Origin of the sequence: Paenarthrobacter sp. NPDC091711, from assembly GCF_044756605.1 — a bacterium.
Lineage (GTDB): Bacteria > Actinomycetota > Actinomycetes > Actinomycetales > Micrococcaceae > Arthrobacter.
Genome location: NZ_JBIVTF010000023.1, coordinates 1 through 13,986 on the forward strand (window position 1 = coordinate 1; position 13,986 = coordinate 13,986).

The following is a 13,986-nucleotide window of genomic DNA, read 5'->3' on the forward strand; positions in this document are numbered from 1 at the left end:
CCAAGCCGAAGTGTCCACACAGTCGTGAGACACCAACTGTCTACGAAGTCATGAGACATGAAGTGTCTACAAAGTCATGAGACATGACAAGCGCTCAAAACGGCATCTACTGCGACCTACTTGGGGTGCCGACGCCAAGGGTGCCGACGCAAACGGCGGCCCCCACCAAAAGGTGAGGACCGCCGTCGTGATGCTGGTCTAGCGCGATGCTGTTCCAGCGAAAATGCTTGGCACTGTATCGCTACAGCAGGGAAGCTTAGAAGCCGCCCATGCCGCCCATGTCGTCGCCGCCGGCAGCCGGAGCGTTCTTCTCGGGCTTGTCGGCAACTACAGCCTCGGTGGTCAGGAAGAGACCAGCGATGGAAGCAGCGTTCTGGAGAGCCGAGCGGGTGACCTTTACGGGGTCGTTGACGCCGGCAGCCAGAAGGTCTTCGTAGACGCCCGTGGCAGCGTTCAGGCCGTGGCCCGAAGGCAGGCCGCGAACCTTGTCCACCACAACGCCCGGCTCGAGGCCGGCGTTGAAGGCGATCTGCTTCAGGGGTGCGTCGATGGCAACCTTGACGATGTTGGCACCGGTTGCCTCGTCACCCTCAAGGGTGAGGTTAGCGAATGCCTTGGCGCCTGCCTGGATGAGGGCTACGCCACCACCAGCAACGATGCCTTCTTCAACAGCAGCCTTTGCGTTGCGGACTGCGTCCTCAATGCGGTGCTTGCGTTCCTTGAGCTCAACTTCGGTTGCGGCACCGGCCTTGATGACTGCAACGCCGCCGGCCAGCTTGGCCAGGCGTTCCTGCAGCTTCTCGCGGTCGTAGTCGGAGTCGGAGTTTTCGATCTCGGCGCGGATCTGAGCCACACGGCCTGCGATCTGCTCGGCGTCGCCGGCACCTTCAACAATGGTGGTCTCGTCCTTGGTGACAACAACCTTGCGGGCGGTGCCGAGGAGTTCCAGGCCAGCGTTTTCGAGCTTGAGGCCAACTTCTTCGGAGATGACCTGGCCACCGGTGAGGATGGCGATGTCGGCCAGCTGCGCCTTGCGGCGGTCACCGAAGCCCGGAGCCTTGACGGCAACGGACTTGAAGGTGCCACGGATCTTGTTGACGATCAGGGTGGCCAGGGCCTCGCCCTCGATGTCTTCGGCGATGATCAGCAGCGGCTTGTTGGACTGCATGACCTTCTCCAGAACCGTGACGAGTTCCTTCACGTTGGAGATCTTGGAGTTGACGATCAGGATGTACGGGTCTTCGAGGACCGTTTCCTGGCGCTCTGCGTCGGTGACGAAGTAAGCGGAGATGTAACCCTTGTCGAAGCGCATGCCTTCGGTGAGTTCGAGCTCCAGGCCGAAGGTGTTGGATTCCTCGACCGTGATGACGCCTTCCTTGCCCACCTTGTCCAGGGCTTCGGCGATGAGGCTGCCGATTTCCGGGTCGCCGGCGGAGATGGAAGCCGTAGCTGCGATCTCTTCCTTGGTCTCGATCTCCTTGGCGGAGGCGAGCAGTTCGCTGATGACTGCCTCAACAGCCTTCTCGATACCGCGCTTGAGGGACAGCGGATCGGCGCCGGCGGCAACGTTGCGCAGGCCTTCCTTCACCAGTGCCTGGGCGAGAACGGTAGCAGTGGTAGTACCGTCGCCAGCGACGTCATCCGTCTTCTTGGCAACTTCCTTGACCAGTTCTGCACCGATCTTCTCGTAAGGATCGTCCAGCTCGATCTCCTTGGCGATGGAAACACCATCGTTGGTGATCGTGGGGGCGCCCCACTTCTTTTCGAGGACGACGTTGCGTCCACGCGGGCCGAGGGTGACCTTGACGGCGTCTGCGAGGATGTTCAGGCCCCGCTCGAGGCCGCGGCGTGCCTCTTCATCAAATGCAATGATCTTGGCCATAACGGCGGTAGTCCTTTCGGGACAGTCGTTAAGAAGGTACCTGTCAGATGGGGTGCCCGCGACGGACGGTTCTTCGCTTGCGGCCTATGTATGCCCCGCGCTCCGAACCTCACCCCACCAAGGTGTTTCTTGATCCTCCGCGGATTCGCTACCCGTCCACCGCCGGGGTTAACCGGACCGGACTTAGCAGTCGAACCGTAGGAGTGCTAAATCAATAATTAGCACTCGACCGGGGAGAGTGCAAGCAGAGATTCCACTTTGCGCTATAAACAAAGAGGTTTCAGCCGTGGGCTGACGGGAAGGGACCTGATGGTCGCGATCAATTACGCGACGCGGACTCCTTCGGCTTGCGGCCCCTTCTGGCCCTCCCCCAGTTCGAACTCAACGCGCTGGCCTTCTTCGAGGGCGCGGAAGCCATCCATCTGGATGGCGGACCAATGCACAAAGACGTCGTCGCCGGATTCATCCACAGTGATGAAGCCGTAGCCTTTTTCGGCGTTGAACCATTTAACGGTTCCCAAAGCCATGATGCCCACACTTTCGCAGTAGCCAAGACCGGTTGCCGGGATCTCCGTACCGGAATCAATCCACTGTAACCACTGTCACCATCACCGCGCTGCCGAGGAGGGGCAGGGCACCGCTTTTGTTATTGAGGCTTAACCGAGTTGGGGACTTTGAGCTCCGCGTCGCGCCTGCGGCCTACTGGAACCCGGGCCCGGCCACAACCACCAGCGGCTGTTGAACCTCGGGTGTTTCCACAATGTTTTGAATGCCCAGCAAGGTTCCCAGCGCCTCGGCGTTCGACTTTTGCGCGGGAGCGTTGTAGAAGATCACGGACGTCTGCTGCGGCAGGCCACCCCAGTTTCCTACCGTGCTCAATACCCAACCGTCACCCTGGACGAGACCCGCCACCCGCCCGGCCAAACCAGCGGTTCCCGCACCGTTGTAAACAGCCACCGGAGTGGTCTTGTCCACAGGGGCCGCGGAAGGAGTGGCAGAAGGAGACTCCGACGGCGTCACTTCAGCGCTGGGTTCACCGCTGGGCTCGCTGGAAGCGGAGGGCGCACTGGATTCTGTCGGTGCAGCCGACGGTGCCGTGGATGTCTGCTGGGGTGCCGGCGTCGTGATGCTTGACGCAGCGCCCGGCGCTACCAGGCCAAGGTTGGGGAGCACCAGGAAGGCCACCAGTCCGAGCACCAAGGCCACTGCCCCAACAGTCAGGACCGGCCACAAAGTGGGGCGCGGGGTCTCCTGGGCGTCGCGGTGAACGCCCTGGCGGGACGTGTTCTGCGGGACCTGATCGAATTCGTCCTTGGCATATTTGGTCATGGTGAAGCGGTGTCCTTGCTGGTTGCTGCTGACTGATCAGCCTGGCGATTTACGCGTCGGACCCCAGGCGACGTGCAGTCCTCGCACGCTGGCGGGACGTACGTAGTCTACGCAGTCTCTTGACGAGCATGGGATCGTGGGCCAACGCGTCCTCGGTATCGATCAGCGCGTTCAGGATCTGATAATAGTGGGTGGCGGAGAGGTCGAACAGCTCGCGGATGGCCTGTTCCTTAGCTCCCGCGTACTTCCACCACTGCCGCTCCAGCGCCAGCATCTGCTGGTCCCGCTCGCTCAAGGGAGAGTCGCTGCGGGTCTCGGCTGCGAGGTCCTCGAGCGCGAAACCTGTAGCCTGCGACGCCATCGGTTCCGGTGCTGGTTCTGCCACGGCACACTCCTTCGACGCTTGGTGGGGGTAAATGTCCTACCCCCATGTTACGGGCGAATAACAACGCTGTCATTCGCAGGGCCGGCGCCGCGCGGGAGACAATGGCGTGGTGACTGGCGAGGATGCACTCTTTGATCTTGAACCTGCCGACGCGGCCGACCCAGGCTTCGCCGCGCTCAGTGAGCTACCGCTCGATGAGCTGATGGCTCCCGACTGGGCTGACGCCTTGCGCCCCGTGGAAAGCCAACTCCGTGAAACGTTGAGTTACGTGTCCGGGCGATCCTCCAGCGGGGCGCAGGTTCTTCCGGCAGCCAATAACCTGCTGCGGGCCTTCAAACAACCGCTGGCCGACGTCAAGGTCTTGATCCTCGGCCAGGATCCCTACCCGACTCCCGGCCACGCGATCGGGCTTTCCTTCGCCGTTTCCCGCCCGACGCGCCCCATTCCACGAAGCCTCGCCAACATCTACCGCGAACTTCACGATGACCTCGGCCTGCCGCCCCGGGTACACGGCGACCTCAGCGCCTGGACCGAACAGGGCGTCCTTCTCCTGAACCGCGTCCTCAGCGTCGAAGCGGGAAACGCCGGCTCCCACCGCGGCAAGGGCTGGGAAGCCATCACGACGGCGGCCGTCACCGCCGTCGCCAACCGTACGGACGGTGCGGGGCGAAAGCGTCCGCTGGTGGCGATCCTGTGGGGCAAGGACGCCGAGAGCGTCACGCCGCTGCTGGACGGGGCGCCGTCCATCGTCTCGGTCCATCCGAGCCCGCTCTCTGCCTCACGGGGTTTCTTCGGTTCGAAGCCCTTCAGCCGGACCAACGAACTGCTGGTGGACTTGGGCGCTGAGCCCATCAACTGGGAACTTCCGGTTCTGTGATCACCACCGCGCTGTAACCTTCGCCTCATACCCAGCGGGCGCGCAGGTAATTAGCTTAGGCTTACCTACATGACTGCACTCCCCGTCACTTCGTCCGCCTCACGCAAAACCCGTCCGCAGGTCAACCTGACCGTCCTGCGCAACGAACGCCTCTCGCCGCACATGGTGCGAATCGTTGCCGGCGGACCTGGATTCAGCGATTACGCGAACAACGAATACGTGGACCGCTACGTCAAAATTGTCTTTCCCCAGCCGGGCGTCGAGTACGAACTCCCGCTGGATCTGTGGGTCATCCGCGACACCATGCCCCGCGAGCAGTGGCCCCACACCCGGACCTACACCATCCGCTGGGTGGACCTCGAAGCGCAGGAACTGGCCATCGACTTTGTGGTCCACGGCGACGAAGGGCTGGCCGGCCCGTGGGCTGCCGCCGCGAAGCCCGGCGACTCCATGATTTTCACGGGTCCGGGCGGTGCCTACAACCCCGCACCGGATGCCGATTGGTACTTGTTCGCCGGCGACGACGCGGCCATACCCGCCATCGCGGCCTGTGTTGAGGCTCTTGCTCCCGATGCCCGCGGCACCGTCTTCCTCGAGGTGGATAACGAGGCCGACATTCTTCCAATTTCCGCGCCGACTGGCGTGGAGTTGCACTGGCTGCTCCGCAAAGGGGTTCAAGCCGGGTCCAGTGACCTGCTCCTTGAGGCACTGAGGAACACCCCGTGGCTGCCCGGACGCGTTGATGTCTTCGCCCACGGCGAGCGGGGCTACATGAAGGGTCTCCGTGAGATCTTCTTCGTGCAGCGCGGTCTGGAGCGTTCGCAGGTATCGCTCTCCGGATACTGGGCGCAGGGTCGCGTGGAGGAAGTCTTCCAGGCTGAGAAGAAGCTCCCCGTAGGTCAGATCTAGCTTCAGTCCAGATCCATTCTTAAAGCCGAACGGCGCCGCCTCAAGGCAGCGCCGTTCGGCTTTTGTGGTTAACGCCTGCGTACCCGGCGCCGTTCATTGCTGGATAACCCCTTCGTGAGCGGCCTTGCCAGGTTGTCGCCCAGCACAATGCCCGCCGCCACTCCCAGCACAATGGCGCCGGCGTTGAGCATGCCTCCCGCACCGAGCAGGATGTTGCCCCCTTCAACCGTGAGGGCGTACATGGAACGGAAGATCGTCAGACCTGGCAGCAGGATCAGTGCGGCGGGAACAGCCACCACAAGCTGCGGCGCCCCCAGCTTGAGCGCCACCACACGACCCAACAAGCCGATGACCACTGCAGCGACAGCTGGCGACAACCGGTCGCCGAGGCCGGCTTCGCCAACCCCCCACAAGACGAAGAAACCAACGATGCCCACTGCCGCCGTCGGGACCAGCAGCCGCATTTGAGTCTGTTCGGTGACGCCGATGGCCACCACCGCTACAGCGATAAGGAATGCCTGGATCCATAGCGGGTACGCGTCGGGGAATGTCTGCGTGACGTCCAGGACGGCGCTGCCCATGAGCGTTCCCACGACGACGGCAACGCCGATCCCCGCCACGATGGCACCGAAGGTGAGCAGCGTGGAAAGGAACCGGCCCGCCGCCGTTACCGGGAAGCCGTTGATGGCGTCTTGGACGGACGAGACGAGGCGGCCAGTGGGGAGCAGCAGCAGAATGCCACCCGCCACCACAATGGATGGCGCAATTTCCACCCCGGCCCACCGAAGCATCAGCGCAATGAATGTGACCAGGAACGCGCACGCCATGGTGTTGAAGAAGTCGGCGGTCCGCCACCTGGCAAGCTGACGGGAGAGCAGGCTGATCAGGATGTTTGAACCAAAAGCCACCGCAGACGCGCCTATGCCACCGCCCAGGACGCCCACGAATACCGCGGCGAAGATGCCGAAGGCGATGGTGACCATCCACCGGGGGAAGGGTTTGGCGCTACGGATGATCTCGTTCAACCTGCGTACGGCTTCGTCGCGGCCCACTCCCCCGGCCACGATGTCCGTGACCAGCTGATGCACCTGAGCAAGGCCGGCGTAGTTGTTGGTCCAGGAGCGCACCACACGCAGCAGCGTGATGGGAGTTTGATCCTTCGGCGCGTAGTTGATGGCCACCGACTGGTTGGTGATGTCCACTTCAACGTTCTTCAGGCCAAGGGCTGCTGTGACCGCAATCATGCTGGTTTCAACCTCAAGGGCGCCTGCACCGTAGCGGAACATGACTTCAGCCAAATGCAGGGCGAAGTCAATGGTCTTGCGGGCCGAGGCGTCCACACCCACCACTTGAATGGTGGGGTTGGCATAGGGACTTCCGGCCAACCGGTCCACGATGTTCATGGGGGCGGTGGGCGGGCTGTCACCTTGAACCAGACGCATCAGCATGCGTTTGGCATTGACGTTCTGCCGGACCTGGGATGGCCGCAACGGCTGGGTTTTGGGCAGCCCGTCGGTGTGGGGCCTGTTGGCGGACCCGTCGGGGCGTTCAGTCACGCGGTGATCCTCCCTTGGCTTGTGTGATTAGCGATTCCTCCGAAATTTTCCTACTACCGGCAATTTCTCAAGGGGCAATCGTCCCAGAACTGTCTGGGCGGCCCCTGCGAGCTTCCTGACCGCGCGGTAGCCATGGAAGACCAGAGGGTTCACCGGGGCCACGAAATCGCCCACCAGCTGCACTACCTCGCCGCCGAAGCCCTTCTTGAATTCGTAGCCCCCGTGGCCGGTTTCATCCTGGCCTTGGATACCGAAAGTGCCGTAGAAGTTGTAGCGCGAGTATCCGTTGTTCAAGACGTGCAGCATCATGCCCCAGTAAAGGGAGGTGGCGCCGTTGAAGTAGATGTAGTCCTGGACGGTCCCGCCGATGACGCACACCAGTTCGTCTCCGGAGCATGCAAAGTGAATGGCTGCAACGGTGGCGACACCCACAGAATCCGGGAAACGTTCAATATCCTTGAGGCTGCGCTCGTAACTGTCCACGAGGTCCTGGACCACTTTGACGCGGTTGGCCTTCTTCTTGCTGCCGGTCTCCTCGACCTCGCGCTTCAGGTCCGCCAGGGTTTTGGACTCGGCATCGAGGCGCTCAGTGATGGAGGCCCGGTACTCAGGGATGTTGATCTTGGCCATCATGAGCTTGGTGAACTCATCGGAGGTGTTCCGCAGGAGTTGCTCGTAGTACTCACGTTCGCGGTACGTGAAGCCCTTCTCATCTCCGGCAGTGCTGAGCGCGTTGTAGAAGTCATCCAGCGTTTCCAGCGTGGCCTGTTCCAGGTAAACGCCGTTCTTCTCGGCTTTACGGATGGCCTTGCGGGTGCGGTAGTTCATCCCCATGATGAGCTCTTCGGAATCAGCGATACCGTCCAGCTGCTTGATGAACATCCAGTTGATGTTGGCGAAGTTCATGTCGAAGCCCTGGTGCTTGAAGCCCAGGCCTTCGAACTCCTTCAGCAACGGACGGTTGTCCTCAACCTCGGGGTGCTCGGCGCCCTCTTCGTCCCGCGCGATGTACCGGATGTTGGGTGAGATGCGCAGTTCGGCGGCCTTCTTCGAGGCCGCATGCTTCTTCAACTGCTCGACGACGAAGCTCACCACTGAGGGGTCGCTGTAGTCCATCAGTGGTCCCTTGGCGCAGTCGGCGGTCTTGTACCCGATGCGGTTGGACGTGTAGACGATCTTTCCCGCGGCAACGAGGCTGCCGTTTTGCATCACTCCAAAGAGCTCGACTTCCTGTCCCCGGGCACGCTGGAAGCGTGTGAGATCGAGGGACTGGATAAAACTGCCCTGCGGGTGTCCCTTGGCGAATGTCTCGAAATCAGCGTCACTGAGAATCACGAATTCCATGTCGGTTCCAGCCTCAATCGGAGTCAAAGAAATTACCTCACCTAAAAGTAGATTGCACCCGTTGGTGGCCGGGGCGGGCCTGAAGTTGTGTTGCTGGCTGCGGGTGGGACCTAGTAGAACTGGCCGCCGGTGCGCATGGTTTCGAGTCGACGGAAGATGCGCTCCGCACCCTTGAGCCACAGTTTGTGGCGGACGGGTCCCAGGACGAGGTCGTAACAGCCGACGAAGTCCGTCACCGTCTTGGTAAAGCTCGTCTTGAAGGAACCCAGGCCATAGAGCGGGTGGGCCTTGTCCTTGATCCTTGCAGCGGGCGGTGTTCCGCAGAAGTCGTATTCCACGCACCCCAATTCCTGCATACGCTGGATGGCCGCCCATTGGACCAGATGGGAGTCGCCGTACTGCTTACGGTTCTGGGTTGACCCGCCGTCCTTGTACGTGGCTTTGGAGCCGTAGTTGATGACGAAAGCACCAACGCTGGGCGCGCCGTCCTCGTAGACAAAGAAGAAATGGCCCTGTCCGCGGCTGCAGAATTCTTCCCAGAACTTGGAGTAGTACTCGTAGTTCCGCAGGGGCATGGCACCCTTGGCGTTCATGGTGTTCTGCATGAGGTTATAGAGCTTGCGGTAGCTGTCCTCGCCCGGCTCTGCCTGCCTTACCTCGCAGCCTTCACGCTCGGCCCTGCGGACCGCATTACGGGCACGGGAGGAAATGCTGCGGAGGACTTCATTGGCCGGCGCCGATATGTCCAGCAACGCCGTGGAATCGTTGGACTGAATGTTGGGAGCCTTGACCAAGCCAGCGGCTTGGAGTTCTGCTGTTGCTTCAGCCGACTCAACAATGTCTGGCTCGATTTTGATGCTGAAGACGTTCATCTTCTTCTCGTGAGCCAGCGCGGCGACTGCCGTGAGGGCAGGCTGAATATCGCTGACATCTGCGACGTCCGGCCCCTTGATCAGGTACCAGAGCCGACCCATCACAGGGAACTTCTTCTCCAGGAGAAGGTTGTAGCTGGAGTACTCCTGAGTCTCGACGACGAGCCGCCGGACCAGCCAGCCGTTTCCGTCCTTGACTGCCGCGTAGGCATCCGACTGCAGCATGTTGCCGCCATTCGGATTCGCCGTGACGTGCTTGTCCCAGTTATCGATTTCCTCGGCGGTGGCAAAGCGGGCGGTAAATTCTCGCAAGGTGGCCGTGTCCAATCTCAGGGTTTTGGTGCAGTGTTCAAAAGCGTGGTGCGCATGCGGACATGCAGCCCCAAGTCTATCGGGGTATGTGGATATCGCCCGATTCCGCTGATTTACCAAGGGATTAGAGCCTGATCTGGTCTGCGCTCTCCAGCTTGATGGCACGGGGTTCAGCCCCGGATTCCCGTTGGCCCCTCACCAGGCGGTCCGCGTTGATCAGCCGGCTGAGGCTGAGCCCGGTGAGGTCGGCGATCTGCCCGATGGGTACCTGGAAAGTCCGGAACGGCCCCAGAGGCGGTGGCTCACCTTCAAGGAGCCGTTCGACGACCGCTGTCTTCAGCTCCACTTTGCCCAGCATCGGCGATTGGTCCAGCACAAAGCCGACGGCGGCCAGCTTGGCGTCGTTGGTCCATGCCGCGATCTTCCAGAACTTCCGAGGGATCTGAACTCCCCTATATACAGGATCGTCATCGACGAACACCGGCCCCGTGAACACGCTGAGCTTCGCATCATGGGCGGCTGCATGGCCCAGAACATGATCTTCCAGCCCCACCCACAGCTCCTTACCCTGATTGAAGTCATCAATCTGCGGTGCCGCGTTGGTATAGCTAAAGGTGTCCTGGTTGGCTTTCTTCGCCGTTGTTGCATCACCCCACACCGGATCCAAGCGGCGAACCAGGTGGCCGCGATCAAACGCATTGTTCTTGTACAGATCCGGGCCGGCTTGCTGTTCCCGGGGGATCCTGTCGTCCACATGCCATGAACCCTCGCGGGCCAGGGGCACCAGTTCCTTGCCGTTGATGTTGACACCCACAATCGCCGCGAGCTTCCGGGCAACCCGGAAGCGCACAGAAAAGTGGGTGTACTCCAAAAGTGTCGTCGTTGCCTGCGGACTGGGCAGTTCAAGCCGCGTCCGCAAAAAGTCCCTGCTGTATCCCCCGCTCATGGATACAGCATTGCATCAGGGACTGACAGTTTTGGGATTCAGCATTCGACGACGTTGACGGCGAGGCCGCCCATCGCGGTTTCCTTGTACTTAGTGGACATGTCCTTGCCCGTCTCACGCATCGTCACGATCACCTCATCCAACGACACCCGATGCGTCCCATCACCCCACAACGCCATCTTCGTAGCATTAATCGCCTTCGCCGCCGCGATCGCGTTCCGCTCAATACACGGAATCTGCACCAACCCCCCGATCGGATCACACGTCAACCCCAGATTATGCTCCATCGCAATCTCCGCAGCATTCTCCACCTGACCCGGCGTACCACCCATCACCTCCGCCAAACCAGCAGCAGCCATCGACGACGCCGACCCCACCTCACCCTGACACCCCACCTCAGCACCCGAAATGGACGCCTGCTCCTTATACAACACACCCACCGCACCAGCAGCGAGCAGGAACTTCACCACCACATCATCCCGGTCCTGCTGCGTCGCCTTATCCATCCCCGGCGCGTAGTTCAACGCGTAGTACAACACTGCGGGAATGATCCCCGCAGCACCATTAGTCGGCGCCGTCACCACCCGGCCACCAGTCGCGTTCTCCTCGTTCACCGCCAACGCGATCAGGTTCACCCACTCCTGCCAATACTTCGGATCGTTCCGGTCCTTGTCCTCCTTCAGGAGCCGCTCCAACCAATCCGGTGCACGACGACGAACCTTCAAACCACCCGGCAACACACCTTCACGCTTCAACGAGGTCTCAACACAAGCCTCCATCACAGCCCAAATATGCAACAGACCCTCACGGATCTCCTCCTCAGACCTGGACGCCCGCTCGTTGATGAACATGATGTCGCTGATCCCCAGCCCCTTGGACGCGCACCGGCCCAACAACTCCGCCGCCGTCCTAAAAGGCAACGGCAACTCCTTCTTCGACTCCTCCAACTCCTCCCGGGCCGCGTCTTCCTCACCCTCCCGGACAATGAACCCACCACCCACCGAAAAGAACGTCGCCTCCCGCAGCACCTTCCCCTCAGCGTCAGAGACAGCAAACTTCATCCCATTCGTATGCCGCGGCAACACCGTCAAAGGGTGCAGAACCATGTCTTCCACCGCGTAGGGCAACTCCGCACCCTCACCGGAGGCACCAGCCAGGTTCAGCACTCCGGTCTCCGCGATCGCCGCGAGCCGCTCCTCTACCTCCTCAGGCAGGATCAACTCGGGGTGGTACCCCTCCAAGCCCAGCAACGTAGCCGTCATGGTCCCATGCCCACGACCCGTCGCAGCCAACGACCCATACAAATCAACACGCAACGACGCCACCGAACCCAGGACACCAGCGTCCTTCAGCTCACCAGCAAACACCGCCCCGGCACGCATCGGACCCACAGTATGAGAACTCGACGGACCAATACCCACAGAGAACAGATCGAAAACACCAACAGCCATGGTCGGGATTCCTTACAAAGCTTGAAAACGGTCCGGCAGATGGTCCTGCCGGAGGGCCACCCCCGCTTATGGCAGCAGGCGGCCGAAGCACGACGCCGGATGGCCCCCAATGGCGGCAACCCGGCGTCGCAATACTATTCAGTTCTACAATCCCACGCTACGCCACAGTGTGCGTGCCCGGGTGGCCCGATGGAACGGACGGTATTCCCCGATTCGGGGATTCCCTGCCAAACATGCCGTGCGCACGGCACACCCAGCAGCGAACCCCCGAAATGGACTCGGGCGCAGGGAGTTAGGAGAGGTCTCCGCCATTCTTGGAGGCGTACTCCTCGGCCGAGAGCAGCGGGCCCTCGGATTCAGCGGCGACCTTGAACAACCAGCCGGCACCGTAGGGATCGTTGTTGATCAAGGCGGGGTCGGAAACAACGGCGTCGTTGATCTCCGTGACCTCGCCAGTAACCGGCGAGTACAGGTCCGAAACGGACTTGGTGGACTCAACTTCACCACAGGTCTCGCCTGCAGTCACAGACGAACCAACCTCGGGCAGGTCAACGTACACAATGTCACCCAGTGCGTCGGTGGCAACTTCGGAGATACCAACGGACACGGAGTTCCCGTCTCCGCGTGAAACCCACTCGTGCTCGTCGGAGTACTGAAGTTCGGGCGCTACTTTGGGCATTCTGATTCCTTACTATGGTTGGTCAAAACTATGGCTGGGATGGTGGGGCACCGAATTCCTCCGCGTGCTGCTCCTTCGTCGCTTTGACGCACGCTTCCGGAATCCGCTCCCCCACCGCACGGCCACGCGAGTCCGGCCTCCGGCAGCATGCGTCCAAGGGAGCGTCGCGTCCGCTCAGCGGGCGCACATGCGACGGGGGCCACGCCGTCCGGGTTCCCGGGCCGAGCTTGCGAGGCGAGGGGGACGGTGGGGAGCATGCAGAGGTCGCCAGGTTCGAAAACCCAGAACCTACTTTTGGCGCTTGTAGAACGGCAGTGCGACGACTTCGAACGGCTCGGCTTTCCCGCGCAGGTCAATATCCAGCGCGGTACCAAGCTCTGAATGCTCGACGTCGACATACGCCAACGCTACCGGGTAGCCGAGCGTGGGGCTGGGCTGACCGGACGTGACTTCGCCAACCACTGCGCCGTTCTTGAGGACCGGGTAGTGGCCGCGTCCGGCACGGCGGCCGAGGCCCTTGAGACCCACAAGCTTACGGCCGGACGTAGAGCCAGCACCGTCAGCCTTCAGGGCAGCGAGTGCGTCCTTGCCCACGAAGTCGCCTTCTTTGGAGAGCGCCACTACGGGTCCCAGCCCTGCAGCGAAGGGGTTGCCTTCGCGGGAGAGTTCGTTGCCGTAGAGGGGCATTCCAGCTTCGAGCCGCAGGGAATCTCGCGATGCCAGCCCGGCCGGGATCAGCTCACCTTCATTCGCGGAGGCAGCAATGGCCTGCCACAGGGCTGCCGCGGAGTCGTTGGCCACGAAGATCTCGAAGCCGTCTTCGCCGGTGTACCCGGTGCGGGCGAGCAGCAGGTCTTGAGTGCCGCCGTCGAACGTGAACGGGACGTCAACCGCCGCGTAGTACTTGAGTTCAGTGACCAGTGCGTGCTGGTCGGCGGGCACCAGGCGGAGGAGGATCGCTTCAGCGAGCGGCCCCTGAACGGCGATCAGCGAGGTCTCGGCGGAAGCGTCCTCGACGACGACGTCAAAACCAGCGGCACGCTCCAACAACGCCGCAGCAACAACGGCAGCATTGCCTGCGTTGGGCACTACCAGGAACTTGTCGGTGCCTTCTGCGGTGGACGGGCGACGGTACGTGATGAGGTCGTCAATGATGCCGCCGTCTTCCTGGCAGATCAGCGAGTACTTGGCCTTACCGATGGCCATGGCGGAGATCTTGCCCACCAGGGCGTAATCGAGGAACGCGGCTGCCTCGGGACCGGTGACCCAGACTTCGCCCATGTGGGAGAGGTCGAACAGGCCGGCGGACTTACGGACGGCGTGGTGCTCAGCCAGCTCCGAGGAGTACTTGAGGGGCATTTGCCAGCCGCCGAAGTCGGTAAAGGACGCGCCGAGCTTCTTGTGCTCTTCGTAGAGCGCGGTGTAGTTCTCAGACATATCCGGG

13 protein-coding genes are annotated in these 13,986 nt (G+C 61.7%); 2 read left to right on the forward strand and 11 right to left on the reverse strand.

The features are described from left to right. Positions 1 to 256: 256 nt before the first annotated feature. The 4 genes from groL to ACIQH5_RS21260 all read right to left on the reverse strand — a co-directional run bounded on the left by groL (position 257) and on the right by ACIQH5_RS21260 (position 3,596). The gene (gene groL, locus ACIQH5_RS21245; RefSeq protein WP_062070598.1) at positions 257 to 1,882 is read right to left on the reverse strand and encodes a chaperonin GroEL; all 1,626 of its coding nucleotides are present in this window, start codon (positions 1,880 to 1,882) and stop codon (positions 257 to 259) included. Between the two features lie 323 nt (positions 1,883 to 2,205). Continuing rightward, on the reverse strand, positions 2,206 to 2,409 hold the full coding sequence (locus ACIQH5_RS21250) for a cold-shock protein (RefSeq protein WP_011773737.1): 204 nt from the start codon (positions 2,407 to 2,409) through the stop codon (positions 2,206 to 2,208). Positions 2,410 to 2,581: 172 nt separating this feature from the next. Continuing rightward, positions 2,582 to 3,211 (reverse strand): LytR C-terminal domain-containing protein, encoded by a 630-nt coding sequence (locus ACIQH5_RS21255; RefSeq protein ID WP_400407428.1) that lies wholly within the window; start codon positions 3,209 to 3,211, stop codon positions 2,582 to 2,584. Positions 3,212 to 3,260: 49 nt separating this feature from the next. Then, the gene (locus tag ACIQH5_RS21260) at positions 3,261 to 3,596 is read right to left on the reverse strand and encodes a DUF3263 domain-containing protein (protein WP_024819788.1); all 336 of its coding nucleotides are present in this window, start codon (positions 3,594 to 3,596) and stop codon (positions 3,261 to 3,263) included. A 106-nt stretch (positions 3,597 to 3,702) separates the two neighbouring features. Here ACIQH5_RS21260 and ACIQH5_RS21265 point away from each other — a divergent pair, with 106 nt between their 5' ends. After that, positions 3,703 to 4,473: a uracil-DNA glycosylase gene (locus ACIQH5_RS21265; RefSeq protein WP_400407429.1), complete on the forward strand. Its 771-nt coding sequence runs from the start codon at positions 3,703 to 3,705 to the stop codon at positions 4,471 to 4,473. A gap of 69 nt (positions 4,474 to 4,542) precedes the next feature. Then, positions 4,543 to 5,382, forward strand: coding sequence for a siderophore-interacting protein (locus ACIQH5_RS21270; protein WP_400407430.1), 840 nt, complete (start codon positions 4,543 to 4,545; stop codon positions 5,380 to 5,382). Positions 5,383 to 5,450: 68 nt separating this feature from the next. Here ACIQH5_RS21270 and ACIQH5_RS21275 read toward each other — a convergent pair whose 3' ends face one another. The 7 genes from ACIQH5_RS21275 to gcvT all read right to left on the reverse strand — a co-directional run bounded on the left by ACIQH5_RS21275 (position 5,451) and on the right by gcvT (position 13,979). Further along, the gene (locus ACIQH5_RS21275) at positions 5,451 to 6,938 is read right to left on the reverse strand and encodes a threonine/serine exporter ThrE family protein (protein ID WP_400407431.1); all 1,488 of its coding nucleotides are present in this window, start codon (positions 6,936 to 6,938) and stop codon (positions 5,451 to 5,453) included. A gap of 27 nt (positions 6,939 to 6,965) precedes the next feature. Further along, the gene (locus tag ACIQH5_RS21280; protein WP_400407432.1) at positions 6,966 to 8,282 is read right to left on the reverse strand and encodes a peptidoglycan bridge formation glycyltransferase FemA/FemB family protein; all 1,317 of its coding nucleotides are present in this window, start codon (positions 8,280 to 8,282) and stop codon (positions 6,966 to 6,968) included. A gap of 110 nt (positions 8,283 to 8,392) precedes the next feature. Then, positions 8,393 to 9,481: a lipid II:glycine glycyltransferase FemX gene (locus tag ACIQH5_RS21285; protein ID WP_400407434.1), complete on the reverse strand. Its 1,089-nt coding sequence runs from the start codon at positions 9,479 to 9,481 to the stop codon at positions 8,393 to 8,395. Positions 9,482 to 9,590: 109 nt separating this feature from the next. Beyond that, positions 9,591 to 10,412: a DNA/RNA non-specific endonuclease gene (locus ACIQH5_RS21290; RefSeq protein ID WP_400407435.1), complete on the reverse strand. Its 822-nt coding sequence runs from the start codon at positions 10,410 to 10,412 to the stop codon at positions 9,591 to 9,593. A 38-nt stretch (positions 10,413 to 10,450) separates the two neighbouring features. Further along, positions 10,451 to 11,863 (reverse strand): L-serine ammonia-lyase, encoded by a 1,413-nt coding sequence (locus ACIQH5_RS21295; RefSeq protein WP_400407436.1) that lies wholly within the window; start codon positions 11,861 to 11,863, stop codon positions 10,451 to 10,453. A gap of 292 nt (positions 11,864 to 12,155) precedes the next feature. Next, positions 12,156 to 12,542 carry a glycine cleavage system protein GcvH gene (gcvH, locus tag ACIQH5_RS21300; RefSeq protein WP_024819780.1) on the reverse strand — a complete coding sequence of 129 codons (387 nt, stop codon included), beginning with the start codon at positions 12,540 to 12,542 and terminating at the stop codon, positions 12,156 to 12,158. Positions 12,543 to 12,830: 288 nt separating this feature from the next. Further along, positions 12,831 to 13,979: a glycine cleavage system aminomethyltransferase GcvT gene (gene gcvT / locus ACIQH5_RS21305; RefSeq protein WP_400407438.1), complete on the reverse strand. Its 1,149-nt coding sequence runs from the start codon at positions 13,977 to 13,979 to the stop codon at positions 12,831 to 12,833. Positions 13,980 to 13,986 lie beyond the last annotated feature (7 nt).

Excerpts from the sequence above, each read along its gene's own strand:
- groL (WP_062070598.1), bottom strand. The coding sequence starts at position 1,882 with ATGGCCAAGATCATTGCATTTGATGAAGAGGCACGCCGCGGCCTCGAG.
- gcvT (WP_400407438.1), bottom strand. The coding sequence starts at position 13,979 with ATGTCTGAGAACTACACCGCGCTCTACGAAGAGCACAAGAAGCTCGGC.
- ACIQH5_RS21280 (WP_400407432.1), bottom strand. The coding sequence starts at position 8,282 with ATGGAATTCGTGATTCTCAGTGACGCTGATTTCGAGACATTCGCCAAG.
- ACIQH5_RS21270 (WP_400407430.1), top strand. The coding sequence starts at position 4,543 with ATGACTGCACTCCCCGTCACTTCGTCCGCCTCACGCAAAACCCGTCCG.
- ACIQH5_RS21295 (WP_400407436.1), bottom strand. The coding sequence starts at position 11,863 with ATGGCTGTTGGTGTTTTCGATCTGTTCTCTGTGGGTATTGGTCCGTCG.
- gcvH (WP_024819780.1), bottom strand. The coding sequence starts at position 12,542 with ATGCCCAAAGTAGCGCCCGAACTTCAGTACTCCGACGAGCACGAGTGG.
- ACIQH5_RS21255 (WP_400407428.1), bottom strand. The coding sequence starts at position 3,211 with ATGACCAAATATGCCAAGGACGAATTCGATCAGGTCCCGCAGAACACG.
- ACIQH5_RS21250 (WP_011773737.1), bottom strand. The coding sequence starts at position 2,409 with ATGGCTTTGGGAACCGTTAAATGGTTCAACGCCGAAAAAGGCTACGGC.
- ACIQH5_RS21290 (WP_400407435.1), bottom strand. The coding sequence starts at position 10,412 with ATGAGCGGGGGATACAGCAGGGACTTTTTGCGGACGCGGCTTGAACTG.